20 protein-coding genes are annotated in these 25,290 nt (G+C 44.3%); 14 read left to right on the top strand and 6 right to left on the bottom strand.

Features of this window, described 5'->3' with window-relative positions:
* Positions 1–167 precede the first annotated feature (167 nt).
* The 4 genes from NBH15_RS26035 to fucP all read left to right on the top strand — a co-directional run bounded on the left by NBH15_RS26035 (position 168) and on the right by fucP (position 5,678).
* Positions 168–1,181 carry an alpha-L-fucosidase gene (locus NBH15_RS26035; protein ID WP_158579641.1) on the top strand — a complete coding sequence of 338 codons (1,014 nt, stop codon included), beginning with the start codon at positions 168–170 and terminating at the stop codon, positions 1,179–1,181.
* A gap of 1 nt (position 1,182) precedes the next feature.
* On the top strand, positions 1,183–3,447 hold the full coding sequence (locus NBH15_RS26030) for a pyruvate formate lyase family protein (protein WP_250823951.1): 2,265 nt from the start codon (positions 1,183–1,185) through the stop codon (positions 3,445–3,447).
* Entirely contained in the window at positions 3,447–4,427 is a 981-nt protein-coding gene (locus NBH15_RS26025; RefSeq protein WP_128133507.1) for a glycyl-radical enzyme activating protein, read from the top strand. The genes NBH15_RS26030 and NBH15_RS26025 overlap by 1 nt, the downstream gene beginning before the upstream one ends.
* A gap of 117 nt (positions 4,428–4,544) precedes the next feature.
* Complete coding sequence (fucP, locus tag NBH15_RS26020) at positions 4,545–5,678, top strand: L-fucose:H+ symporter permease (RefSeq protein ID WP_250823950.1); 1,134 nt, start codon at positions 4,545–4,547, stop codon at positions 5,676–5,678.
* A gap of 78 nt (positions 5,679–5,756) precedes the next feature.
* Here the strand turns inward: fucP and dnaJ are convergent, their stop codons facing one another.
* Positions 5,757–6,917 (bottom strand): molecular chaperone DnaJ, encoded by a 1,161-nt coding sequence (gene dnaJ, locus NBH15_RS26015; RefSeq protein WP_010803395.1) that lies wholly within the window; start codon positions 6,915–6,917, stop codon positions 5,757–5,759.
* 36 nt (positions 6,918–6,953) lie between these two features.
* Entirely contained in the window at positions 6,954–7,538 is a 585-nt protein-coding gene (locus NBH15_RS26010) for a nucleotide exchange factor GrpE (RefSeq protein WP_007659266.1), read from the bottom strand.
* A 221-nt stretch (positions 7,539–7,759) separates the two neighbouring features.
* On the opposite strand from NBH15_RS26010, the gene NBH15_RS26005 reads away from it, so the two are divergent.
* The 3 genes from NBH15_RS26005 to corA are packed head-to-tail and all read left to right on the top strand — an operon-like array spanning position 7,760 to position 12,766.
* Positions 7,760–9,184 (top strand): PDZ domain-containing protein, encoded by a 1,425-nt coding sequence (locus NBH15_RS26005; protein ID WP_250823949.1) that lies wholly within the window; start codon positions 7,760–7,762, stop codon positions 9,182–9,184.
* Positions 9,185–9,199: 15 nt separating this feature from the next.
* Entirely contained in the window at positions 9,200–11,671 is a 2,472-nt protein-coding gene (locus NBH15_RS26000; protein WP_128133504.1) for an endonuclease MutS2, read from the top strand.
* Between the two features lie 12 nt (positions 11,672–11,683).
* A complete protein-coding gene (gene corA / locus NBH15_RS25995; RefSeq protein WP_128133503.1) occupies positions 11,684–12,766 on the top strand; it encodes a magnesium/cobalt transporter CorA in 1,083 nt (360 codons plus the stop codon).
* Here the strand turns inward: corA and NBH15_RS25990 are convergent.
* On the bottom strand, positions 12,763–13,362 hold the full coding sequence (locus NBH15_RS25990) for a recombinase family protein (RefSeq protein WP_128133502.1): 600 nt from the start codon (positions 13,360–13,362) through the stop codon (positions 12,763–12,765). The genes corA and NBH15_RS25990 overlap by 4 nt on opposite strands.
* A gap of 284 nt (positions 13,363–13,646) precedes the next feature.
* Between NBH15_RS25990 and NBH15_RS25985 the strand changes: the two genes are divergently transcribed.
* From NBH15_RS25985 to NBH15_RS25970, 4 genes are all read left to right on the top strand, one after another.
* On the top strand, positions 13,647–14,036 hold the full coding sequence (locus NBH15_RS25985) for an HYC_CC_PP family protein (protein ID WP_128133501.1): 390 nt from the start codon (positions 13,647–13,649) through the stop codon (positions 14,034–14,036).
* 191 nt (positions 14,037–14,227) lie between these two features.
* Positions 14,228–17,974 carry an efflux RND transporter permease subunit gene (locus NBH15_RS25980; RefSeq protein ID WP_250823948.1) on the top strand — a complete coding sequence of 1,249 codons (3,747 nt, stop codon included), beginning with the start codon at positions 14,228–14,230 and terminating at the stop codon, positions 17,972–17,974.
* Positions 17,964–19,442, top strand: coding sequence for a TolC family protein (locus NBH15_RS25975; RefSeq protein ID WP_250823947.1), 1,479 nt, complete (start codon positions 17,964–17,966; stop codon positions 19,440–19,442). The genes NBH15_RS25980 and NBH15_RS25975 overlap by 11 nt, the downstream gene beginning before the upstream one ends.
* Before the next feature lie 4 nt (positions 19,443–19,446).
* A complete protein-coding gene (locus NBH15_RS25970) occupies positions 19,447–21,069 on the top strand; it encodes an efflux RND transporter periplasmic adaptor subunit (protein ID WP_250823946.1) in 1,623 nt (540 codons plus the stop codon).
* 82 nt (positions 21,070–21,151) lie between these two features.
* Here NBH15_RS25970 and NBH15_RS25965 read toward each other — a convergent pair whose 3' ends face one another.
* Complete coding sequence (locus NBH15_RS25965) at positions 21,152–21,379, bottom strand: winged helix-turn-helix domain-containing protein (protein ID WP_007659257.1); 228 nt, start codon at positions 21,377–21,379, stop codon at positions 21,152–21,154.
* Positions 21,380–21,715: 336 nt separating this feature from the next.
* Here NBH15_RS25965 and NBH15_RS25960 point away from each other — a divergent pair, with 336 nt between their 5' ends.
* Positions 21,716–22,015, top strand: coding sequence for a GNAT family N-acetyltransferase (locus NBH15_RS25960; RefSeq protein ID WP_046146902.1), 300 nt, complete (start codon positions 21,716–21,718; stop codon positions 22,013–22,015).
* 12 nt (positions 22,016–22,027) lie between these two features.
* Positions 22,028–22,255: a (4Fe-4S)-binding protein gene (locus tag NBH15_RS25955; RefSeq protein WP_007659254.1), complete on the top strand. Its 228-nt coding sequence runs from the start codon at positions 22,028–22,030 to the stop codon at positions 22,253–22,255.
* A 70-nt stretch (positions 22,256–22,325) separates the two neighbouring features.
* Here the strand turns inward: NBH15_RS25955 and NBH15_RS25950 are convergent, their stop codons facing one another.
* Complete coding sequence (locus tag NBH15_RS25950; RefSeq protein ID WP_186960914.1) at positions 22,326–22,823, bottom strand: hypothetical protein; 498 nt, start codon at positions 22,821–22,823, stop codon at positions 22,326–22,328.
* A gap of 121 nt (positions 22,824–22,944) precedes the next feature.
* Positions 22,945–23,580 (bottom strand): hypothetical protein, encoded by a 636-nt coding sequence (locus NBH15_RS25945; RefSeq protein ID WP_250823945.1) that lies wholly within the window; start codon positions 23,578–23,580, stop codon positions 22,945–22,947.
* A 177-nt stretch (positions 23,581–23,757) separates the two neighbouring features.
* Between NBH15_RS25945 and NBH15_RS25940 the strand changes: the two genes are divergently transcribed.
* Positions 23,758–24,966 carry a BT3233 family polysaccharide utilization protein gene (locus NBH15_RS25940; RefSeq protein ID WP_250823944.1) on the top strand — a complete coding sequence of 403 codons (1,209 nt, stop codon included), beginning with the start codon at positions 23,758–23,760 and terminating at the stop codon, positions 24,964–24,966.
* Positions 24,967–25,290: the final 324 nt, after the last annotated feature.

Raw genomic sequence — 25,290 nt, 5'->3', positions numbered from 1 at the left:
TAGTTAAGACTTTTCTTTCTGCAAGATTACCTTTATTCCCCAATTACACAACTTTTTTTGAAATATTTTAATGATTTATGCCACAAAACATATTTTAATAGAAATTTTGGTGCGGTTGCCCTGCCACACAAATAGCTAAGTTTGTCCAAACTTTAAATCAGAATAACATGAATACATTTTTTACAAGCCTTTTAGGGCTATGCTTGTTGGCTGCCACCTCTTGCCAGTCGACAAAACCGTCTATCAGCAAGGAGGTTATTCCTAACGATGTCAGAGCACAAGAGATGAAGGATATGAAATTCGGTATGTTCATTTGTTGGTCTTTAAGTACTTTCTCCGGAAAAGAATGGACCGGAGAAGAACTGCCTGTCGAATTTTTCCGTGCTACGGAATGCGACACGGACCAATGGGCCAGAACCGCGAAAGAAGCAGGCATGAATTATATCTATTTCCTGACCAAACATCATGACGGCTTCTGTTTGTGGGATACGAAGACTACCGATTTCAAGATTACAAATGCCCCGCTGGGAAAGGACGTAATGGCAATGCTTCGCAAATCGTGTGACAAATACGGTATAAAACTGGGGATTTATTTCTCGGAAGGCGATTGGAACTGGCCGGAAGCCGAACGCGGAAAAGGAGGTCGTGGCGGTAATAATCCGGAAGTTAAGAAGGCTCAATTGAAAGAGTTGCTGACAGAATACGGTCCCATAGAACTTATCTGGTTTGACCATGCAACGGGCGACGGCGGACTTTCGCATGCAGAGACAACCCGTTGGGTCCACCAGTTCCAACCGAATTGTTTTGTAGGCTATAACCACGGAGAACCATCCGGACGTTTATGTCTGCGGGAAATGGGAAAACCCGGACGATTGGGTGACAGCGAAGCCAGTAAGTACAATAAGGAACAGGAAGCTAATTATAACGGATACCTGGTTGCCGAATTTACCTATCCTCTCCTTCCGCCGCATCAAGGTGGTGCCATGTGGTTCTATTCTCTGCCCAAGCACGATAATTTGTGTCACCCGGCTTCCAAAATATATGAAGATTACCTGAAAGCCGTAGAGTATGAAAATATATTTTCCGTCAATATAGGTCCCGATTACAAAGGCCGTATTCGTGATATAGATGTGAAAACGTTGCAAGAAGTAGGGACGATGATTAAAGAAAATAATAAATAACATGAAAAATACACTGTTTAAAAAGAGCGGGCGGATTGAGCGTTTACATAAACGGAATCTGGAACTGGCACAGCATCATAAGAGAGATATTTATGTGGATAATCCTGAGTTTCTGGTATATCACTGGTCAGGCAAAGCGGCGACTTTCAGTCCCGCTACGGGAGATACTGCCGCTTCGGAAAGCGAACGAATCAATCTGGGTGACCATAATTGCCGTATTGATGTCGGAGGCCCTTTTCCTTTTGCCAAAGAAATGCCTTCCAAAGTCTCAGGCTTTTCCAATACTCCGATAAACTTTGCGACGGATTATGCCTTCTTTCTGGACCACAGCCCGGTTGCAATTCACCCTTATGAGAAAATAGTGGGAGAATTTTACTGGCAGCTGGACGAGGCGCGTTATTTCAAATATCCGCAGGAAAACCAGGATTTAGGTTTTAAAGCAAGAGAAATGGGGGCCGGTGGCATGAGTCTGACCCATACTTGTCCGGATTTATCCATTGGGCTCGACTTGGGTTGGAACGGAATCTTAAAGAAGATACGTCATTATAAAGAACAATACCAATCATTCGACAATCAATATAGTTATGAATATCTCTGTGCAGCAGAAATTGTGTGTGAATCAATTATCCGTTATGTAGAGAGATATGCGGAGGAAGCCGGAATACGGGCAAAGAACGAAAGCGACCCGGAGATAAAAGCTATTTACGAATCGGTTTCCCGGAGTTGCCGGAACCTGGTGTCTAATGCTCCTTCCACCTTCCTGGAAGCATTACAATGGATTAACTTCTTCCAGATAGCGGAACGTATCATTGGGCATGGAAATGGTTACGGCCGCATGGACCAGCTGCTACTGCGTTTTTACCGGGCAGATGTAGAAAAAGGCATTTTAAATAAAGAGACTGCCCGCGAACTGATTGCCGAGTTGTATCTGAAATATGGCGGTAACTATTTTTGCTTCGGCGGACGGGATAAGGAACTGAAAGATGCCACCAACGAAGTAAGCTGGATTGGAGTGGAAGCATACGATATGCTGGGTGGATACAACCAGCTGGGAGTGATGTGGCATAGCGATATCGACCCCGATTTCTGGGAATATGCCTGTGATGTAGTCGGACGGCATGGTTGCGGCGCTCCTACGCTGGTCAACTATGATGTGATGCGGGCCAGCGAACTGCGCTCCGGATATAAGGAAGAAGATGCATGGAATATTGCCTATTCGGGATGCCAATGGTATTGTTCGGTAGGAAAAGAATATAGCGACCAGGATACCAATTCCCTGGTTCCTATCCAGCCGCTACAACGCACGATACGGTATGCCGCTCAAAACAAGCTGTCCGACTGGGATGCTTTCCTGGCTCATTTTCGCCGGGAACTGGATGCAACGACGGACGCATTGGTCGAATTTAAGAACAATACCTACAAATGGCAACCCAAAGTATGGCCGGAAATAGTAACGTCCTTCTGTATGCATGGCCCGATAGAAAACGGCAGAGACGTAACGGACGTCAGGGCTGTGGCAAACAATTATACTTCGGTGAATGTATTGGGTGTTCCTAATTTATGCGACAGTATGTTTGCTATACGTGAGCTGATATTCAAAGATAAAAAATATACTTTGGATGAGTTGGAAGAAGCTTTGACTACAAACTGGGAAGGCAGGGAAATCATGAGGCAGGATTTTCTGAATATGCCAAAGTTCGGGAATGATAATGCTTCCGTCGACGATATGACCGTTGAAATATGTACATTGATACGTGAAATGCTGGAAGAGAAGCATAATATAAAAGGATTCCATTACCGTCCATCTCTATTCCAGTTCATGGGACATACGTATGCCGGCCCGATGCTGGGAGCAACACCCGACGGACGAAAGGCGGAAGAACCGCTAGCACATGGTATGAATCCGATGCATGGACGGAACAAAGAGGGGATTTTACCCACGATGCGTTCTTTCACCAAATTGAATTACAGTGAATACCAGGGCGGTTCATTCCAGATAGAACTTCATCCGAGCTTCTTTCCCGAAGATAAACCTCGCGGAACTTTTGTCCGGGCTTTTGCCAATCATTTCTTTACCTGCGGTGGTGTACAAATCAATTTGAATGTAGTAGATATAGCGACCCTGGAAGACGCAATGCATCACCCTGACAAAGATGAATATAAGGGAATAGTCGTGAAAGTGACCGGCTATTCTGCACATTTTGTATTCATGGATAAACAATTCCAGCAGGAATTTGTAAAAAGGGTCAATTATCAGAATTTGTAATGCAGGAAAGAGAACTGGCAGCGAATCTTGTCAAGATTACTCCGCTATCTTCACATGACGGTCCGGGGTTGCGAACGACTGTTTTCTTTAAAGGTTGTCCGCTACACTGCCGCTGGTGTCATAATCCGGAAACGATTCATCCGTTTCCGGAACTAAAATGGACTAAGCGCGATTGCATCGGTTGCCGGCAATGTGAAAAGGCATGTAAAAACGGAGCGATTGATTTTTCCCTTAAAAGAGAGTATGTAATCGATACGGATAAATGCATCCGGTGTTTTTCCTGTGTAGAACATTGCCCATCAAAAGCATTAAGTATCATCGGTCATAAATATTCACCCCAAACGTTATCGGCCTGTATCCTGAAAGATGAAGCGTTACTAAAAAGCATGGACGGAGGAGTTACATTTTCCGGAGGTGAACCAGCCCTGTATCCGGATTTTATAACCGTTCTTGCGAGAAAGTTGAAAGAGCGGGATTTACATCTGGCCCTCGATACATGCGGACAGGTTTCCTCTTCAGCCTATGAACGGATGTTGCCGTTCCTGGATTTGTTACTATTCGATATTAAAGAGATAAATCCGGAGAGACATATTGCTTTTACAGGGAAAGATAACAGGAGAGTAATTGATAACCTGCACATTATTGCCGGATTGATTCGGAAGAGCCGTCTACATACACGAATATGGGTCCGCACCCCCTTAATTCCGGGAATGACGGCCTCTGTTGAAAATATAGCAGGCATCGGAAAATTACTCAACGACTCTTTTTCAGACCTTATTGATAAATGGGAACTTTGTGCTTTTAATAATATGTGTGCCGATAAATACACAGAATTGGGATTAAACAGGTCATTGGCAACAGTTCCTTTACTAACGAATGAAGAAATGGCAGCTTTGCTTGACACGGCAAAAAAGTCGGCTGGCGAAATAAAACAAATAACAGCTTCCGGGCTTATAAAACAGAACTCTTATGATGATTGAAAATAAAACGAAAATGGTTAATCGAAAATATCTGATACCTTTTATCTTAATCACCTGCCTGTTTTTTATGTGGGGGATTCCCAACAATTTAAACGGTATACTGAACTTCTACAATTTATGAAGTCTTTCGAACTATCCATATTGGAGGCGAGTTTGATTCAATCTGTTTTTTATATCGGTTATTTCGTTTTTGCTTTTCCGGCTGCTACAATCATGCAAAAGTATGGTTATAAAACGGGACTGATCGGGGGACTATTACTTTTCGCCGTAGGTTGCGTGTTATTCTGGCCGGCGGCAATAGCCGGTAGTTATGCTTTTTTCCTTTTTTGCCTGTTTATTATCGCTTCCGGCCTCACTTTCCTCGAAACAGGAGCCAATCCTTTTATTGTACAGTCGGGAGATGAAGAAACGGCTGAACAACGGCTGAATCTGGCACAGGCATTCAATCCTCTGGGTTCTATTTTCGGAGTAATCATCGGTACGGTTTTCATTTTCTCCGGAGTAGAGTTAAGTGGAGAAACAATCGCAGAAATGAAAGAGGCAGGCAAATATACCGCATATTTAGAGGTGGAGACTTTACGTGTTGTCACTCCTTATCTATTTCTGGCTGTATTTGCCTGTATATGGGCAATCCTTTTGTGGAAAATAAAATTACCGGAGCAGCAGACGACCAAGGAACAAGCCACCCGTATAGGAGACTCCCTGAAAATCCTGCTGAAAAATAAAGAATTCATGAAGGGAGCCCTCGCCTTATTCCTGTATGTCGGCGCCCAGGTGGGGACATGGAGTTTCTTTATATTATATGTACAACAATATGCAGGAATAACAGAAAAAACAGCCGGCTATATGCTCTCCGCCACTTTGGTTGCTTTTACATTAGGCAGATTATCCGCAACCTGGTTGATGAAGCTGGTTAAACCGATCCGGTTGATGGCCTTTTACAGTCTGATTAATATCATTCTGACAATCTGTTGCATATTAATGCCAGGTGTATTCGGTACATGGTGCTTATTATCGACCAGCTTCTTTATGTCATTGATGTATCCCACTATTTTTGCATCAAGCCTGAAAGGGTTGGGAGAACACACAAAGATTGGCAGTTCGGTAATGGTAATGAATATTTTAGGCGGGGCCGTCGTTACCCCTCTTATGGGAGTAATCCAGGAAATATCCAATGTTGCCATCTCTATGATTCTTCCTTCAATCGCCTATATGTATATTTTTTATTATTCAATTAAAAAGTCTTCTTAAAATAAAAAAAGAGTAAAACCAACTTCCTGTTAGTCGGCTTTACTCTTTTCTTATTTATCTGAGAATAGTTGAATACTTCTAATCAAACATATGTCTGAATTTGCTGAAGATCTTCTCTTTCATTGTACGGTTCGGCTGGAAGTTCGGTGAATTATCCAAACCGGTCAGCGTTTCTTTTTCTGACGCTGATAATGTTTCAGGAATATATACGCTGACATTTACCAGCAAATCACCTGTTCCATAACTGTTCACGGAAGGAAGTCCCTTATTTCTCAGGCGAAGGACTTTACCCGGTTGCGTACCCGGTTCGATCTTCACCTTCGCTTTACCGTCGATGGTCGGAACTTCTACGGTTCCTCCCAAAGCAGCCTGGGGAACACTCAACAACAAGTTATACAGCAAGTCATTCTCGTCACGGATCAGTTCTGCATGCGGTTCTTCTTCAACCAAAATCAGCAGGTCACCGTTTATTCCTCCGTGGCGGGCTGCATTTCCCTTTCCGCTCATGGATAACTGCATTCCTTCAGCTACGCCGGCAGGTATGTTGATCGTAATGATCTCTTCATCACGCATAACACCCTCACCGTCACATTGAGCACATTTTTTAGTGATGATCTTTCCTTCACCGCCACAAGTCGGACAGGTAGACTGTGTCTGCATCTGACCCAGAATTGTATTGGCAATACGGGTAACGACACCACTGCCATGGCAAGTCTCACAAGTCTTGGAGCTGTGGTCGTCTTCTGCTCCGCTACCGTGACATTTGCTACAAGGTACATATTTCTTAACCTTTATCTTCTTCTCTACTCCGTTAGCGATCTCTTTCAGATTCAGTTTTACCTTCACACGCAAATCTGATCCGCGGTTCACACGACGACCGCCACGTGAGCCTCCGCCAAAACCACCGAAACCGCCAAAGCCACCAAAATGTCCTCCAAAGATGTCTCCGAACTGAGAGAAGATATCTTCCATTGACATTCCGGCTCCACCAAAGCCACCTCCCTGGGATGCACCTCCTACTCCGGCATGCCCGAACTGGTCATAGCGCTGACGTTTCTGAGGATCACTCAATACGTCGTACGCTTCGGCAGCTTCCTTGAAGTTTTCTTCTGCCTGTTTGTCACCGGGGTTCTTGTCCGGGTGGAATTGGATTGCTTTCTTTCGATATGCTTTCTTAATTTCTTCTACTGTGGCGGTTTTTGACACCTCCAGCACTTCGTAATAATCTCTTTTAGCCATCTTTGTATTGTTGTTATTTGCCCTCTAGCATGTTGCTTATTCTCCTACTACTACTTTTGCGTGACGAAGCACTCTGTCATTTAAAGTATATCCGGTCTGTACACAATCCAGGATTTTACCCTTCATGCCAGGTTCCGGAGCAGGAATAGTAGCTACAGCTTCAAACATTTCGGTGTCGAAAGGTTGGCCTACCGCTTCAATAGCTTTCACTCCCTGCTGGGCCAGATAAGCCATAAATTTGGAATAGATAAGTTCTACCCCTTCTTTCACGGCTTCCACATCATCCGAGTTACGGATATTCTGTAATGCACGTTCGAAATCATCGACTACAGGAAGTAAGTTTTTCAGGGCTGCCTCACCACCGTTCTTAATCAGGTCTGCTTTTTCACGCAGGGTACGTTTGCGGTAATTATCAAATTCTGCCATCAGGCGAAGATGAGAGTCGTTCAATTCGTTATACTTCTTTTTCAACTCATCCAGCTCTTCGGTCACATTGTCAGTTTGCGCACATTCTTCTGCCGCATTTTCCTGTTCCTGCTGCAAATTTGTCGCTTCTTCGTTGTTCTGACATTCATTCTTTTCAGCCGTTTCCTTCTTTCCGTTAAAATTCATCTTGCTCATAACTATCTTAATTTTTTTATTATTACCTAATTGTCAGCATAATACGACAACTTTCATCTACTAACACTTTGGATGCAGAAAAAGTTATCCTTACGATCATACACCGGAATAACATCAAATATGCTGCCAACTATTCATACTCAACAAAAATATCTTTACCTTTGCCTATAGATTTAGGTATAAACAGGTATTATTAATACTATAATAGAATTACTGGCATTATGAAAAGAATTGTTTTATCCATATTATTGTTATTTGCATTCTTAACCGGTTATGCACAGAACCGTAGCGCGTCAATCTGTAGATTAGGATTCACATATGATATCAGCCAAAGTAACAACTGGGGAAAGTTCAAACCTGTCATTACAGGAGTTATCCCTTATTCTTCGGCAGAACTTGCAGGAATTAAGCAAGGTGATATTGTAGAAGCGATAGACGGGGTGCAGTCGGCAGAAGTTTCTCCTCAGGAGATAGCCCAGTTACTGAATCCTGCCGGTAAAAATGAAGTGATACTAACCATCTCCAATCTTTCCATCCCGACCAAACAGGTAATGGTTAAGAAGGATTGCAAGAAGGTCAACTCGATCACTGAAGACCAGTTGGCTTCGGCTTTCTCCATGTACAGTCTGGAGACTACCAGCGAGCGCACTTTTACCTGTCCGTTCAAGACAGTGGTGACACCCGATTCTATAAGCTTCGGCAAATTCAAGACATTTGCTTTCGCAGCGATAGATGAGAACAACCGTAAACTGGAAAGTGCCATCAATGATTGCATCGAGAAAGAAATGACTAAAAAAGGACTGGTGCTGGATATCGCACAACCGGATATTCTGATACAGACATTCTACTTCTTCGATAAGAATCCGAACTTCAAAGGAGCCAATAAGATCCAGATAGAGAAAGAGCCTACTTTCCGTTATAATTTTACTCAGAGTAAGATGGATTCTTTCCCGTTCCTGGGTAATTCGGCGGCAGAGGCTGAAGCAGAATACCTGTTACAATTCGGTTTCCGAATGATCGACCAGGCATTTGTTCCGGGTCGCATCCTTTGGGAATGCGAGGCGAACGAATTGCTGGAAGATTCCTACAAGCTGGAAGAATATGCCCGTATCCATGTGCCGCTGATGCTGATGCAATATCCGTATGTAAAATATGGTCGCAATGTACAATATAAGGTAAACCAGAAGACTTATAATTACACCGGGATCAGTTATGACATCGACCGTCTGGAACTCATCACGGATGTAGACCGCAATTCGCCGGCTTACGCATCAGGACTTCGTCCGCGTGACGTGATCGAAAAGATCAATGACAACAAAATGAATTATTCCGCCGAAGAATTTACAGCAGGCTATAAGAACTTCATTTCCAAAACAATGAAATTCCGCGATCCTAAAACACAATTCACGGACGCAAACGGCTTCAAACGCTGTATGTTCTGGGATACATTCCAATACCCTCAGGTTGCCGACGCTCTACAAAAGTCAGGCAATGTAGGAGGTTTCTCCTACCTATATTATTATGCTCCTTATATCAACCCGACCGGCAACAATGCCTGTACGTTTGAAATTAAACGGGGCAAAAACAAAATGGAAATGATCGTCCGCCCTACTATCCGCAGAGAGATTACGGTGGAGATAAAATAAAGCATATAAATAAACGTGATATACCCACAAAACTTTGAACAGAAAACGGGGTTCGATAAAGTACGCCGTTTAATTTCCGATAAATGTTTAAGCCCGCTGGGACAAGAGCGGGTTGCAGAGATGGAATTCTCTGCCGACTATACAACCGTTATTGAACGTCTGGAACAGACAGATGAGTTTGTCCGTATCCTGCATGGAGAGGTAGAGTTTCCTGCCAGTTTCTTTTTCGATGTCCGTTATTCGTTGAAACGGATACGCCCGGAAGGAACCTGGCTGGACGAAAAGGAATTGTTCGACCTGAAACGTTCGCTACAGACAATCAACGATATTGTCCGTTTCTTCCGGACGGAAGAGGATGAAGAAATAGCTTATCCGGCTTTGACAGCGCTGGCTGGTGACATTCTTGTTTTCCCCCAGTTGATCGGAAAAATAGATTCTATCCTCGACAAGTTCGGGAAAGTAAAAGACAATGCGTCTCCTACCCTGGCACAGATCAGAAAAGAAATTTCATCCACGATGAGCGGTATTTCCCGCAGCCTGCAATCCATCCTGCGGAATGCACAGTCGGAAGGCGTAGTAGACAAAGATGTCACCCCGACCATGCGCGACGGTCGTCTGATGATTCCCGTAGCCCCAGCTTTTAAGAGAAAGATAAAAGGTATCGTACACGACGAATCGGCCAGTGGAAAGACAGTTTTCATTGAACCGGAAGTTGTTGTGGAAGCCAACAACCGGGTGCGTGAGCTGGAAGGTGACGAACGCCGAGAGATCATGAAGATCCTGACGGAGTTTACCAATATTGTACGCCCGATGGTGCCGGATATCCTGCAATCATATGAGTTTATGGCGGATATTGATTTTATCCGTGCCAAAGCGCTCTTTGCCGAACAGGTAAAAGGGATCAAGCCGGTTGTGGAGAATGTACAACAGGTGGATTGGGCGCGTGCCGTTCATCCGCTGCTTTACCTGTCATTGCAGAAACAAAACAAGCAAGTCATACCACTCGATATCACACTCGATGAAAAGAAGCGTATCCTGATTATTTCAGGACCGAACGCCGGAGGTAAATCAGTCTGTCTGAAAACGGTCGGACTGCTACAATATATGATGCAATGCGGATTATTGATTCCATTGCACGAAAGTTCACGCACCGGTATATTCTCCAGTATTTTTATTGATATCGGTGACGAGCAAAGTATTGAGAACGACTTGAGTACTTATAGCTCCCATCTGACCAACATGAAGTATTTCGTCAGAAACTGTAACGAAAAGACAATCATACTGATCGATGAGTTCGGTAGCGGTACGGAACCCCAGATAGGTGGTGCCATTGCCGAGGCTTTGCTAGACCGTTTCAACCGGAACCGCAGTTTCGGTGTAATTACGACGCACTATCAGAATCTGAAGCATTTTGCCGAAGATACGGAAGGCATCGTAAACGGCGCCATGTTGTATGACCGCCATCTGATGCAGCCGTTATTCAAATTGTCTATCGGGAATCCGGGGAGCTCGTTTGCTGTCGAAATTGCACGAAAGATCGGTTTACCGGAAGATGTGATAGCAGACGCCTCTGCCAAAGTCGGCTCCGATTATATCGATATGGACAAATACCTGCAAGATATTGTCCGCGATAAACGTTACTGGGAAAGCAAACGGCAGAATATCCGCCAGCAGGAAAAGAAACTGGAAGATATCACCTCCCGTTACGAAAAAGATCTGGAAGAGGTAAACAGGCAACGAAAGGAGATCATGCGCGAAGCGAAAGCCGAAGCGCAACGAATACTGGCCGAAGCTAATGCCAGGATCGAGAATACGGTTCGTGAAATCAAGGAAGCACAAGCAGAAAAGGAACAGACCAAACTTGCCCGTAAAGCGTTGGAAGAGTTTAAGGCCTCTGTCGAATCGGCCGGAGAAGAAGATGACAAGATCGCCCGCAAGATGGCGAAGTTGCAGGAACGGAAAGAGCGTAAAAAGCAAAAACAGAATACACCTGCCGCCAAACAGACATTCAACCGCGATGTGATCGAAGTGGGCGACAATGTCCGCCTGAAAGGACAGGTTTCTGCCGGAACAGTTATGGAACTTCAGGGCAAACAGGCGGTCGTAGCATTCGGCATGATTAAAAGTACGGTTAAACTGGAACAACTGGAGAAAGTCAGCAAAGGACAGATCAAGAAGGGAATCCAGAAAAGTACATTTGTCAGCTCGGATACGACCGACCATATGCACGAGAAGAAATTGAACTTTAAGCAGGAAATAGATGTTAGAGGTATGAGAGGCGATGAAGCACTGCAAACTGTCACCTATTTCATTGATGATGCCATCCAGGTCGGAGCATCGAGGGTGCGTATCCTGCATGGCACGGGTACAGGGATCCTGCGGCAACTGATACGCGACTATCTGCATTCAGTTCCCGGTGTCCGCCATTATCACGATGAGCATGTTCAACTGGGAGGTGCAGGCATCACTGTTGTGGAACTGGATTAAACAAGGGTATCTATGAGACGAAAAGAAGCTACACATGTGCACAGAAAAAGACATATTTCTAACCGGCATCTGTCGGATAAGTATTATTATGCCGGTGAGCATGAGACTGTAACCGACATTCGTCTCACCCAATACAATGCCGATGTACTCCATACGGCTGAAGTAAAAAAGGGTACTTCTTCTTTCGGCAAGCTGGTCGATCCGAACAAAATAAACTGGTTTCAGGTAAGCGGGCTGACCGACTCCGATACCATTACGCGTATCGTAAAAGAGTTTGGCCTGCACAATCTGGATGCCAAGGATATACTGACACCTCAGCATGTCGTAAAGATCGAGGAATATGCGAACCATGTGCTCATTATCCTGAATTCCAGCTATTATGATGCCAATATGGAGATACATTCCGAGCATATCAGCTTGTTGGTCACCGGAAATGTAGTCATCACTTTCACTGAAAGTAATAATCCGGTATTCGCCAACACAATGAAAGCGCTGGAATCCGATATGCTGAACCTGCGAAAAAAAGGCAGCGGACTGCTGCTTGCTTTCCTGCTGAATACGATCATTGCCAATCTGGTGGAAACGGCCTCCAAAGTTGAAGAAATGCTGGAAGATATCGAAGAGACACTGCTCGACATCAAAAGCGACCAGGGAAACATGGGTTCGATGATCCAGCAACGCCGGCATGAATATATGCTTATCCGCAAAAACAGCCAGCCATTGAAGGAACAGTTCCCCAAACTACTGCGTACGGAGAACGGAATAATCAGTCCCGATATGCTTCCGATCTACAACGACCTTGCCGACCAGTTACAATTCGTTATCCAGACAACAGAAAGTTGCCGGGAAATCATTTCTTCATTGGTGGACCTTTATATTTCCAACAATGACCTGCGAATGAATGCGATCATGAAACGGTTGACGGTCGTATCTACCCTGTTCATCCCGCTGACATTCCTGGTCGGCGTATGGGGTATGAACTTCAAGCTGATGCCCGAACTGGACTGGAGATATGGCTATGGTATTGCCTGGGGAATCATGTTCCTCACAGGCATACTAACCTGGATTTATATGCGAAAAAAAGACTGGTTCTAAATCCCGTAATTCCTTTTGAACTGGTAATAAGTATTTCTGGACACGTTGAAATGCTTGCAGATCATGACAACAGTGTCCCCTCTTTCAAGCATGTTCATCACTTCATCTTTGTTGGCATCCAGCAAAGATTGCTTGGCATCCGTTCCTTTCGGACGTCCCAATTGCAAGCCCTCCTTCTCTTTCTTATGGTTCAACGCCTCTTTCGTACGGACAGACATCAGGTTGTGTTCTATCTCCGAAACCAGATTACAGGTGGTCGATACTACCTCCGTATTCAGGCTGTCATCCAAAAGATAACGGTCATTTATACTATATACATGAACCCCCAGGGTCATACATTTACTCAAAAGGGTCATTACTTCGGACAAGGTACGACCAAACCGGGCAATATCCGTTATAATAACTTTATCACCTTTTTTCATTCTGTCCAACACACGGAACAGAGTCGGTTCACTCTCCTTTCTTTTTCCGTCTACTATATCAGTGATCCATTTACTGATTTCCAAACCATTTGCTGACGCATAACGAGTAATTTCATCTTTCTGTCTTTCAAGATGTTGCTTGTCAATAGTTACTCTCAAATAAGCTATTACCATAAAACTTCTGCTACTTACTATTTTGAATGTGCAAAATACATTTTCGTTTACGCGGTGAAGATACAATAAAGTAATGACAGGTCATACATTATTTCCCGTTTCCTCGCATAAAAAAACGCTAAAAAGAGAAGTATAGCAATTTAAAAAACAAGGCGTTACACATAATGCTAAACTTTCCCTTTTATTTAAAGAAAATGTTATTGAAAACAAGATGAAACATTCTTTAATAAGCGCTGCATACATTTTATGTTTATATCCGGTAAAACAATCGTATCTTTGCGTTCATGAAGAAATATCTTTTAGTCATACTAACGTTCCTGTATCTCGGGGTTTCCAGCGGAATAATCCTGAATATCCATCATTGCATGGGTAAGATAGTGGAAGTTGACCTGTGGCAAAATGATATATGCCCTTCATGCAAGGAGAAGAAACAAACACATCATTGCTGTTCTACAGATACGCAGTTGGTGAAGATGACAGTCGACCAGAATATCGACCAGATACCGGTGATAGATTATACTCCGGTTGCTTTGTCCTTGCTGTTCGATATAAATGACCTGTTGGTCCTCTCCGAAACGGACGGCTCAACTCTATTCAATCCTTTTTATAATACCCCACCCGACGAATGTAGTGGTACAGAACTATGCATTCGAAACTGTTCTTTTCTGATTTAGTGAATGCCGGCTACCTGTCGGTAGTCTCTTTTGTTCACATTCCATAAACAAAAAAAGATTATAATCTGTTCCTTTTGTGTAACACGAGAGGAAACTTCATATGCATAGGCATTCTTTGGAAAACAATGTTTGCCCGTTCTAAGAAGTTGTATGCAGCAAATAAATCCATCAGAATAAAAAAACAGTACTCTATGCTAAATAAAATAATCTGTTATTTCCTTGAGAACAGGGTGATAACCATGCTATTATTACTATTGGTCGTTGTCTGGGGAATATCCACATCTCCTTTCAACTGGCACGGTGGTATCATACCCCGTAATCCAATCCCGGTGGATGCCATTCCCGATATAGGCGACAACCAACAGATTGTCGCTACCGAATGGATGGGACGGTCTCCCAAAGACATACAAGACCAAATCACTTATCCGCTGACAACTTCCCTACTGGGAATACCTGGGGTTAAAAGTATCCGGAGCAGTTCCATGTTCGGAATGTCATTCATTTATATCATTTTTGATGACAATATAGAATTTTACTGGAGCCGTTCACGTATCCTGGAGAAGTTGAATTCCCTGCCTTCCGGCACATTGCCGGAAGGTGTACAGCCAGCCCTCGGGCCTGATGCAACGGCTTTGGGACAAATATATTGGTATACGCTGGAAGGTAGAAATCCGGAAACGGGTAAACCCACCGGAGGCTGGAATGCCGAAGAGTTACGCACGATACAGGACTTCTACATCAAATATAGCCTTTCGGCTGCCGAAGGAGTATCGGAAGTGGCTTCTGCCGGAGGTTTTGTAAAGGAATATCAAATCGAATTGAATCCGGATGCCATGCGGGCTTTCAATATATCGGTTATGGATATTATGAACGCCGTCAAGAAAAGTAACCTCGATATCGGTGCGGAAACGATGGAGATAAACAAAGTAGAATATCTGATCCGGGGATTGGGATATATTAAAGATGTATCCGACCTGGAAAAGGCTGTCGTCACTGTGCGCGACGGTGTTCCAGTCCGTATTTCAGATGTTGCTTTCGTAAATATAGGCCCGGGAACACGTCGGGGCGGACTGGATAAGGAAGGTATCGAAGCTGTCGGCGGAGTGGTTATCGCCCGTTACGGTGCTAATCCGCTGGAGGTGATTGACAATGTTAAGACGAAAATAAAAGAAATTGAAGCCGGACTTCCCCAAAAGACATTGGAGGACGGGACAGTTTCGAAAGTAACCGTTGTTCCGTTTTACGACCGTACCAACCTGATAAAAGAGACAATCGGGACACTGGAGACTTCACTTTCGCATGAAATATTGATTTGTATCATTGTAATTATCGTACTGGTACTGAACCTGCGTGCCTCGGTCATCATTGCCAGCATGTTGCCGATAGCCGTACTGGCGACTTTCATCCTCATGAAATATACCGGGATAGAGGCAAATATTGTCGCATTATCGGGTATTGCGATAGCAATCGGAGTCATGGTCGATGTCGGGGTTGTTTTTGTGGAAAGTATTATCCGGTATATGGAGATGCCGGAGAACAAAGACATTAAAAGAGGTAAAGCCTTCGTAAGCCTTATTTACAAAGCAGTAAGTGAAGTGTCCGGTGCCATCGCGACGGCGATGATAACAACCATTGTCAGTTTCCTGCCGGTCTTTGCGATGGAGGCACAGGAAGGGAAGATGTTTTCTCCCCTCGCCTATACAAAAACATATGCGCTGGCTTCCGCTTTTATTTGGGGGTTAATAATATTACCTACGCTCTCTTATCTGCTGTTCTCCGTCAGGATAAATTCAAAAATGATACGGAAGGTGGCTAATTATTTGTTAGTTGTAGCAGGTATCGTATTACTGGTTATCTATGGAAGCATACCGGCACTGGGACTTACGGCTGTCGGTGTGAATAACCTGCTCGCTTCTTATTGGAAGAATCCCCAAATGAGTACCTATATCAATATAGGCATTACGCTGCTGGTTGCTATTTATTACCTGTCGGAAGAATGGTTGCCGATGGGACCGCAAGCCGGATTATCCGCCAATATATTATTTGTTGCTGCCTGTATCCTTATTATTTTATCTCTTCTGTGGATATTGGTTATTTACTATGAAAAGATACTGAGATGGTGCCTCAGCCACCGCTGGCAGTTTATGATTATCCCTGCCGCTACCATCGTATTCGGTTTTATGATTTGGAGAAAAATCGGCGAAGAGTTTATGCCCAGCCTGAACGAAGGCTCCTTCCTGCTGATGCCGACCAGTATGCCCCATACCGGGATTGCACAGAACCTGGATTATATCGAAGCACTGGATAAACGTCTGGCGGCTATTCCCGAAGTAGAGACAGCCATCGGGAAATGGGGACGTGTCAACTCGGCTCTCGACCCGGCTCCGGCACAGATGTTTGAAAACACCATCAATTATCGTCCGGAATATATATTGAATGAAGACGGACAGCGCGAACGGTTCAAGGTAAACGGGAAAGGAGAATATCTTTTAAAAGACGGCGGTACTTATAATCCAGCCGACGGTTTCCGGCTTATCCCCCGCGACAGCCTGATACCTGACCGGAAGGGAGATTATTTCCGTCAATGGCGTCCGGAAATTAAAAACACAGACGATATCTGGCAGCAGATTGTGAATGTCACCCATTTACCGGGTTTGACCTCCGCTCCTAAATTACAGCCGATAGAGGCACGTCTGGTCATGCTTTCCACCGGGATGCGTGCCCCGATGGGACTAAAGATATATGGTCCGGACCTGGAGACAATCGAGCAAAGCGGAAAAGCGATAGAACAGGCATTGAAAGAAGTTCCTTCGGTTATCCCATCTTCCGTCTTCTACGACAGGGCAGTCGGCGCCCCTTATCTGGAAATAAAGTTGAACAGGGATAATATGGCCCGCTACGGAGTAAATGTAGAAGACTTACAGGAGATATTGAGTGCTGCTGTCGGTGGAATGGTATTGACCACTACGGTCGAAGGCAGGGAACGTTTCCCGGTCCGTCTCCGTTATGCACGTGAACTGCGGGATAATCCGGAGGCTTTATCCATGTTACTGGTTCCTACCGCTACCGGCGCACAGATTCCATTGAAAGAACTGGCGGATATCGACTATACCCGGGGAGCACAGATGATTCAAAGTGAGAATACGTTTCTGGTCGGTTATGTCATATTCGACAAAACATCCGGCAAAGCCGAAGTAGATGTAGTAAAAGAAGCGACACGCGTACTGGACCAAAAGATAAAAGACGGAGAGTTGACTTTGGCAAAAGGCGTCTCCTATAAATTCGCCGGCAATTACGAACAACAGGAACGAGCCACCCAGCGGTTGGCGATTGTTGTTCCATTGGCATTGCTAATCGTTTTACTGGTACTCTATTTCCAGTTTAAAACAGTAATAGCTTCCCTCATCCACTTCTCCGGCGTATTTGTCGCTTTTGCTGGAGGTTTTATCCTGCTTTGGTTGTACGGGCAGGATTGGTTCATGAACTTTTCCGTAGGGGGAGAAAACATGAGAGACCTTTTCCAGATGCATACAATCAACCTGAGCGTCGCTGTCTGGGTCGGCTTTATCGCCCTGTTCGGAGTCGCAACCGATGATGGCGTGCTGATGGGGACATACATCCACCAGACTTTCCTGCAACAGAATCCGACTACTAAAGAAGCGATACGGGAAGCAGTCGTTACAGCCGGACTCAAACGTGTACGTCCTGCCGCCATGACGACGGCAACAACATTAATCGCCTTACTGCCGGTACTGACTTCTACCGGAAAGGGAGCCGATATCATGGTACCGATGGCAATACCCACTTTCGGAGGTATGCTGATACAATCTATGACTATGTTCGTAGTCCCTGTGCTGCAATGCTGGTGGCGCGAAAGTGTGATTAAGAAAGAGCAAAAGAAACAGAACATTGAAATAAATACAAGCGATGAGAAATAAGATAAAAGTACAAGCATATATAACAGGAATAGTCCTGCAGCTCGGTTTCCTTCCGGCATTTTCACAGCAGGCAGACAGCCTGTCGTGGTATCTGGAGACAGCCGCACGCAACAACCCGTTGGTAAACTCCAACTTTGCCCTCTATAAGGCTTCACTGGAAAAGATTCCACAGGCAGGAGCTTACGAAGACCCGGAACTGGATATCGGTGTTTTTGTCAAACCGATGGAGACACTGAGCGGTAAACAGATTGCCGACTTTACCCTGATGCAGATGTTCCCCTGGTTCGGAACGCGTAAAGCGGCCCGCAATGAGGCGACCGAAATGTCACGCATGGCCTACGAGCAATTCCGTGAAGCCAGAAACAATCTGTTTTATGAAGTAAAGAGCCAGTGGTACCAGTTATGTAACCTCAACGAACAATATAAAAACACGCAAGCTAATCTTGCTTTATTGGAACAATTGGAAAAATTGGCACTCAACCGTTATTCCGCACCGTCGGCCAATGCACCCGCCTCCACAGTTCCCCCCATAACAGGCAATGTCGTTACTCCCCCCGCTTCCAATGGAAACAGCATGGATAACATGGGAGGAATGGGAAACAGCTCCCAGGCAACGCCACAAGGTAGTCCGGCCGGCAATTCCTCTATGCAGGGAATGGCTTCCGGTCCTATGGGAGGTTCTATGGGTACCGGCAGTTCTTCAGGCACCATGTCGGACGTACTGCGCATACAGATAGAAAAAGCGGAACTTCAGAATAATCTGGAGCTCATAGCCTCCAACAGAACGGCCGCCGAAGCACGTTTCAATGCCTTGTTAAACCGCAGACAGGATATGAGGGTTGCTGTTCCCGATTCTTTGCAACAACTGCATTTCCTGATTGACGACCAGGCTATGACCGACAGTATCATTATAGCCAACCCAATGTTGTCGATGCTCGAAGCCGAAGCGAATGCCTACCGGGCAAAAGCAGAGATGGATAAAAAGATGAGTTATCCGATGTTTGGAATCGGCCTGCAATATTCACTGGTCGGGAAATCGAATAACAGTATGGTTATGGATAACATGAACGGTATGGATATGGTCATGCCTATGTTTAAAATCAGTATTCCAATCTTTCGTAAAAAGTATCAGGCACAACAAAAGGAAAGCCGGCACTACCGCCAGGCAAGCGAACTGAAATACGAAAATACGCTGAATCAGCTGCAATCCGAATACCAGACGGTTAAACAACAGTTGGCGGATGCATCCCGGAAAATAGCTCTTTATCAAAAGCAGCAGGAGTTGTCATTATCCACCTGGCAACTGATTGTTCGGGAATTTTCCGCCGGAACAACCAGTCTGACAGATGTCATACAGGTAGAACGCCAGCTTTTGGATTACCGCCTCAAGAAAAGTGAAGCTATTGCGGAATACAATACAAGGATAGCCGGCATGGAAAAATTAGTAGCAACCTCAATAAACGAATAAAGACATGAAAAAGATAAAAGAATGGTTCAAAGCCAAACAAGTACAATATATCCTGTTTGTAATGGCCGGTTTATTTCTGGGCTGGTTATTCTTCAGTCCGTCCTCCACAACACCCCAGGTAAACGACGAACACCATAGCCATGACAGCATTACGGAACACACCCACAGTCATGACCTGCAACAGGATGAAAACGGCGTATGGACCTGCTCCATGCATCCTCAAATCAAACAGGATAAACCGGGAAAATGCCCGATATGCGGTATGGACCTGATTCCTTTACGCAAAAGCGGTAATAGCCACGAGAATATAGACCCTTCCGCCATCCAGTTATCGGAAGAGGCAATAGCACTGGCTAATGTGCAAACCTCACGTGTCAGCAAAGAAAACCCGGTTAAGGAAGTGCGCCTGTACGGTAAAATAGCACCGGACGAACGGAGCCTGCAATCGCAAACCGCCCATGTGGGAGGCCGCATAGAAAGTCTGGCCGTCGATTTTACCGGCGAAACGGTCCGTGCCGGACAAACGCTGGTCACCCTATACTCGCCGGATTTATTTACGGCACAACAGGAATTACTGGAAGCTATCAAAATGCAGCAACCCGCCTTAATCAAAGCTGCCCGCGAGAAACTGCAACTCTGGAAGATGACGGATGCTCAGATAGCGGCTATCGAACAATCCGGCACCACCTCTCCTACTGTAGAGATTAAATCGAATACAAGCGGTATCGTTATGTCAAAGCGGGTCAGCCAGGGGGATTATGTTTCGCAGGGAGCCGTATTATTCGATGTTGCCAACCTTTCAAAGGTATGGGCCATGTTCGATGCCTATGAAACAGACCTGCCCTTCCTGAGTAAAGGAGATCCGGTCTCATTCACCATGCAGGCATTCCCCGGCAAAGTATTTAAAGGGCGTATTGCCTTTATCGATCCGATTGTCAATCCGACCAGCCGTATCTCCCGGGTTCGTGTCGAAGTAGCAAATCCGGGTATGGAACTGAAACCGGAGATGTATGCGACAGCCATCGTCGACGCTCCTCTGAAAGGATATAAAGATCAGATTGTCGTTCCCCAGACAGCCGTACTCTGGACAGGCAAGCGGTCTATCGTTTACGTCAAACAACCGGACATGTCTACCCCGACATTCCAAATGCGTGAAGTGGAACTGGGTCCGTCGTTAGGCAATGCCTATGTGATACTGAAAGGACTTTCGGATGGAGAAGAAATTGTAACCACTGGCGTTTTCTCTATCGACGCCAGTGCACAGCTGGAAGGAAAAACATCTATGATGAATAATGACGGAAACACGGCTCACCCGATGACCGGACATGAAGGGCACCAGATGCATGGAGCAACGACAGCTAAAAGTGAGCATGTTATGTTCGGAGTAAAAGGAGCCTGCGACATGTGCAAGCAACGAATTGAAGATGCCGCCAAAAGTGTAAAAGGAGTCACTTCCGCCTCATGGGATAAAGAAGCGCAAATGGTCCATCTGCAATTCAATCCAGAACAGACCTCTGCTGATGCCATTGCCAAAGCGATAGCCAAAGCCGGGCACGACAACGATAAGTATAAAGCAGACAACAGTGTTTACAACAAGCTCCCGGCTTGCTGCAAGTACCGTCAATAGAAGAGTGAAGCGCAAACAAAAAGGGCTACAATTCATTTTGTATCCCTTTCCCGTTTGCGCTTCAAAAATTATCCTCTTCCTATCAATAATACGTCTCTGTTAGCGGAATATTTACTTCGACAGATAGTGCCCCACTGCCATCACTACAAAAACGTACTTTGTTTTCCCGGGCCAACCAACCCAATGCGAGAAAAATAACAGACTCCTTACAATGAGTCATCTCTCCAATCTTTCTGATAGACATGTTACCTCTCTCTGCGAGCAAGCGCCAGATCTGACCAGCACTTGAACCAACGTCATTCTTATTCATAACACTCCATTTTTTGATATGTGACCTAAAACTAATAATAATGGATCAAACGGACATGTTCCATTTGACTCCTATATTAGTTACTTATACCATTATTACTCAACTTTCGCACAAAACAAATGACTTTGCTTTATAAATGAAACAACCTTGACACTAAAAATGTTTCACAAAAACCATACTTATTCAATATAAATTGAAAGACAAATAACCTTTAGGCTTACAATCAGCAACTTCCGTCATTCATTTTTCTGATAAAAAGAATTGTAGGAAACCGTAAACAAAGCCTTTCCCTAAACTGTTTGAATTATATAGAATCAAATAAAACAATTAGGCGATATGGACGATTATGAATTAATTGATAACGAAGAGAGACACCAATACGAATTTCACATTGGCAAATACGTTCCGAAAATTGAGTATATAAAAACCAAGAACGGCGAGATATACCTTACACACACCGAAGTGCCCGTAGCCCTCGAAGGGAAAGGTGTCGGCAGCCAGCTGGCTGAAAAAGTGCTGAAGGATATAGAAAAACAAGAATTGCGTCTGGTTCCGTTGTGTCCCTTCGTTGCCGGATACATCCAAAAGCATCCGGACTGGCGGCGCATAGTAATGAGAGGTATTAACATAGGATAAAGCGATATAGATATGGGGAAAAAAATTGAATATTCAAACGGCGAACTGACAATTATATGGCAGCCTGACCTTTGTCAGCATTCGGGTATTTGTGTAAAAACATTGCCACAGGTATATAACCCCAAGGAAAGACCCTGGGTTAAAATAGAAAATGCAACCACTGATGAATTGATCGCACAGATCAACAAATGCCCGTCGGGAGCGCTTAGTTACAGGCTTAATAAAAAAGAAGAAGAATAGGTAAATAAATAAATGCTATAACTTAATTACTGACTTCCGTCGGGCTCGTTCACAGGCCGGCGGAAGTTTTTTATTTGAGGCGGCCTTCTATCCCTAACTGGTAAAGGAATAATCCCCAGTTTTCTTCACGTATTTCTGTGTTCAACCGGACTTGCTCCACATTGATATTTACCGGATAACTGTCATTCAGATAGTATTTATCCTCAGCAGTATCATGATACAACACCAGGTCGTTATAAACCGTACTCACACTCGCCATCACATCGGAGACATTGGTCGCCGTAAACAACTCCGTATCGGCCAATATAACAAGTATCTTTTCATACTGCTCCAGCTTTTCCTTAAATGACGAATGGTCGTAGAACCTGATTTCTCTTGTATCTCTGTTAAACCATTTTATATCGTTTCCTGTAAAAAGGATTTCATTTCCTAAAGGCAGGTTATAAACCTTATGACCTAAACCGACCACAACTATTTCAGAGTTTTCATTCAGCGTACCGTCATTCTCACAGCCGGCAAACGTCAGCAATAAGAACAAAAATGATATGAAGTAACATAACTTTTTCATCAGACTATCATTTAGACTACTGTATCTGCACGAAATAAATTCAGGAACAGAGAAATAGCAGTCTCAAAATTAGCATTTTAAATTGGATGCACAAATCATTCCGGAAGAAAAAGTAAACCTGTCAGGGCATGGCATTATAGTAACGCCAGGTATCATCACGTTTACGGTTCCTCCGCTTATTCCTCTCCTTTTTCGAAAATATCCATGTCAATATATCGTCCAGAGAAAAATAGAGTTTGACGGACCCACCCACGGTTCCCCGCTTCTGTCCGTCTTTTACCACATCTGAAGAATACAGGTTCCTCCCTCCTGCCGCAGCCGTTACCGGCAGCTTGCCTACCTGTATCTCTTTTTTGTCGATAAGCCGTGTGGGAGGAGGCGTATAGGCTTCTTTGTTTATTTTCGGAATTGTATCCAGTTCCATCTTATAGAGACGGTAAACACTTGGAGGCATCGACTTATAATCCACGTTATTATGTATGCTATCCGTATCTGCATGCAAATATTCGGAGAAATCTTTCAGGAGAGGCAACTCAGAGGGGGCTTCCAGTATCTGCTGTCCGGGTTCATCTTCCATATGGATCAATTTACCTTCGCGGATAGCTTTCTGAAACTCCGGATTAATGCGTATCGTATCCTTTCCGGATAAAACACGGGACAACCACACCGAATCTTCTTCACTCCAATGCTGTGCATAGAGCTGAACCGGCAAAATACCTGTCAACATCAGAATAAGTAAACACTGCTTCAACTTCATACTATAGAAACGGTGAAAAGACAATTTTACTGCATGATAAGAACAGCCATCAAGCAGAAAAATATTTGTTTACCGGCGATGAACTTTGTAAACTTCGCGAATATTCATACTTTTACTGCCGGTTTCAGAACTGTTTGTCACAAGGGCGAAATATTTATAAACTACAATATATTATTTATGAAAAAGATTATCAGCTTATTTTTAGCAGCTACCGCATTTGCCTGTACACAGGAACAAAGCGTAGATGTAACGGTTACGAACCCGTCTGCCATCGACCGTTCAAAGGAGGTCACAGAAATTTCAATGGATGCCATTGCCAAACTGAATGGCGAATCTTTCATCATTTCCGACAATAACGGGACACAGGTTCCTTATCAGATCACATACGACAAGAAAATTATTTTCCCTGTTGATGTGAACGCAAACAGCAGCGTTACTTATAAAATCAAACCGGGCACTCCCGAGGCTTTCGCCACAGTTGCCTGCGGTAAGTTCTATCCGGAACGTGTGGACGATATTGCCTGGGAAAACGACCGTATCGCTTTCCGTACCTATGGTCCGGCTTTGCAAGCTACCGGCGAACAGGCTTTCGGATATGATATCTGGACTAAATGTGTTTCCGAACCGGTTGTAGACATGCGTTATAAGACTGAACTGGACCCTGAATCGAGAGCCAAAATAGCCGAACTGCGCAAAACAGACAAGAAAGCAGCACAGGAACTCGCCAATTCGATTTCTTACCATATCGACCATGGCAACGGATTGGATTATTATAAAGTGGGCCCGACACTGGGTGCCGGTACTTCCGCCCTTCTTTCTAACGATTCCATCGTTTATCCGTATTGTTACAAAGACTACGAAATTCTGGATAACGGTCCGTTGCGTTTCACCGTTAAGTTGGTTTACAATCCGCTGAAAGTGAAAGAGAATGACAATATCATCGAAACACGTATACTTTCACTGGATGCCGGTTCGCAGTTGAACAAAATTACGCTTACGTTTGCCAATCTGAATGAAGCGACACCGCTTGTAACCGGTATCGTACTGCACGAACCGAGCACAGACTATCAGGCTGATGCCGCAAACGGCTACATTGCATACGCCGACCCGGAAGACCCGACAAACGGACAAATCTATATCGGAGCCGTCTTCCCTGAAAAACTGAGTGATGCGAAAGCTGTAAACTTCTCTGACGCTGAGAAAAAACAACGCGGAGCAGACGGTCATGTACTGGCTTATGCTACTTATGCACCGGGCAACGAATATACGTATTACACCGGAGCCGGATGGAGCAAATGGGGTTTCAAGAACTCTGCCGAATGGTTCAAATATATCCAGGACTTTGCCCGGAAGGTAAAACAACCGTTACAGGTTACTGTAAAGTAAAAAAAGATATATCATGAAAATTCTCATATATTATGATACTGCATTCTCATATATTATGCGACTCCAGTATCACAATATATGAGAATGCAGTGTTATAATATATGATATAAGCATCATAATAGATAGAGCCTCTGCGTTCACTTGTATGTTAACGTTTTTAGTTGACTACTTTCAGTCTTATATATATAAAAGGTTGACTCGGTTTAAACTTAATAATAATAACGGTTGACTTATTTCTTGCTTATTTATGAAACAGGTTAACTCTACCTGCCAGTTTTTCGCAAAAATAATCAAAATCTCTATTCACTCCAAACGGGTAATGAA

Source organism: Parabacteroides caeci (genome assembly GCF_023656795.1).
GTDB classification, from domain to species: domain Bacteria; phylum Bacteroidota; class Bacteroidia; order Bacteroidales; family Tannerellaceae; genus Parabacteroides; species Parabacteroides segnis.
The sequence above is the reverse complement of the archived record's forward strand: the minus strand, read 5'-3'. Positions and strand labels throughout refer to the sequence as shown.

What these genes read in the sequence shown, in the direction of transcription:
- NBH15_RS26035 (WP_158579641.1), top strand. Translation starts at nt 168, where the DNA reads ATGAATACATTTTTTACAAGCCTTTTAGGGCTATGCTTGTTGGCTGCC.
- NBH15_RS26030 (WP_250823951.1), top strand. Translation starts at nt 1,183, where the DNA reads ATGAAAAATACACTGTTTAAAAAGAGCGGGCGGATTGAGCGTTTACAT.
- NBH15_RS26025 (WP_128133507.1), top strand. Translation starts at nt 3,447, where the DNA reads ATGCAGGAAAGAGAACTGGCAGCGAATCTTGTCAAGATTACTCCGCTA.
- fucP (WP_250823950.1), top strand. Translation starts at nt 4,545, where the DNA reads ATGAAGTCTTTCGAACTATCCATATTGGAGGCGAGTTTGATTCAATCT.
- dnaJ (WP_010803395.1), bottom strand. Translation starts at nt 6,917, where the DNA reads ATGGCTAAAAGAGATTATTACGAAGTGCTGGAGGTGTCAAAAACCGCC.
- NBH15_RS26010 (WP_007659266.1), bottom strand. Translation starts at nt 7,538, where the DNA reads ATGAGCAAGATGAATTTTAACGGAAAGAAGGAAACGGCTGAAAAGAAT.
- NBH15_RS26005 (WP_250823949.1), top strand. Translation starts at nt 7,760, where the DNA reads ATGAAAAGAATTGTTTTATCCATATTATTGTTATTTGCATTCTTAACC.
- corA (WP_128133503.1), top strand. Translation starts at nt 11,684, where the DNA reads ATGAGACGAAAAGAAGCTACACATGTGCACAGAAAAAGACATATTTCT.
- NBH15_RS25990 (WP_128133502.1), bottom strand. Translation starts at nt 13,362, where the DNA reads ATGGTAATAGCTTATTTGAGAGTAACTATTGACAAGCAACATCTTGAA.
- NBH15_RS25985 (WP_128133501.1), top strand. Translation starts at nt 13,647, where the DNA reads ATGAAGAAATATCTTTTAGTCATACTAACGTTCCTGTATCTCGGGGTT.
- NBH15_RS25980 (WP_250823948.1), top strand. Translation starts at nt 14,228, where the DNA reads ATGCTAAATAAAATAATCTGTTATTTCCTTGAGAACAGGGTGATAACC.
- NBH15_RS25975 (WP_250823947.1), top strand. Translation starts at nt 17,964, where the DNA reads ATGAGAAATAAGATAAAAGTACAAGCATATATAACAGGAATAGTCCTG.
- NBH15_RS25970 (WP_250823946.1), top strand. Translation starts at nt 19,447, where the DNA reads ATGAAAAAGATAAAAGAATGGTTCAAAGCCAAACAAGTACAATATATC.
- NBH15_RS25965 (WP_007659257.1), bottom strand. Translation starts at nt 21,379, where the DNA reads ATGAATAAGAATGACGTTGGTTCAAGTGCTGGTCAGATCTGGCGCTTG.
- NBH15_RS25960 (WP_046146902.1), top strand. Translation starts at nt 21,716, where the DNA reads ATGGACGATTATGAATTAATTGATAACGAAGAGAGACACCAATACGAA.
- NBH15_RS25955 (WP_007659254.1), top strand. Translation starts at nt 22,028, where the DNA reads ATGGGGAAAAAAATTGAATATTCAAACGGCGAACTGACAATTATATGG.
- NBH15_RS25950 (WP_186960914.1), bottom strand. Translation starts at nt 22,823, where the DNA reads ATGAAAAAGTTATGTTACTTCATATCATTTTTGTTCTTATTGCTGACG.
- NBH15_RS25945 (WP_250823945.1), bottom strand. Translation starts at nt 23,580, where the DNA reads ATGAAGTTGAAGCAGTGTTTACTTATTCTGATGTTGACAGGTATTTTG.
- NBH15_RS25940 (WP_250823944.1), top strand. Translation starts at nt 23,758, where the DNA reads ATGAAAAAGATTATCAGCTTATTTTTAGCAGCTACCGCATTTGCCTGT.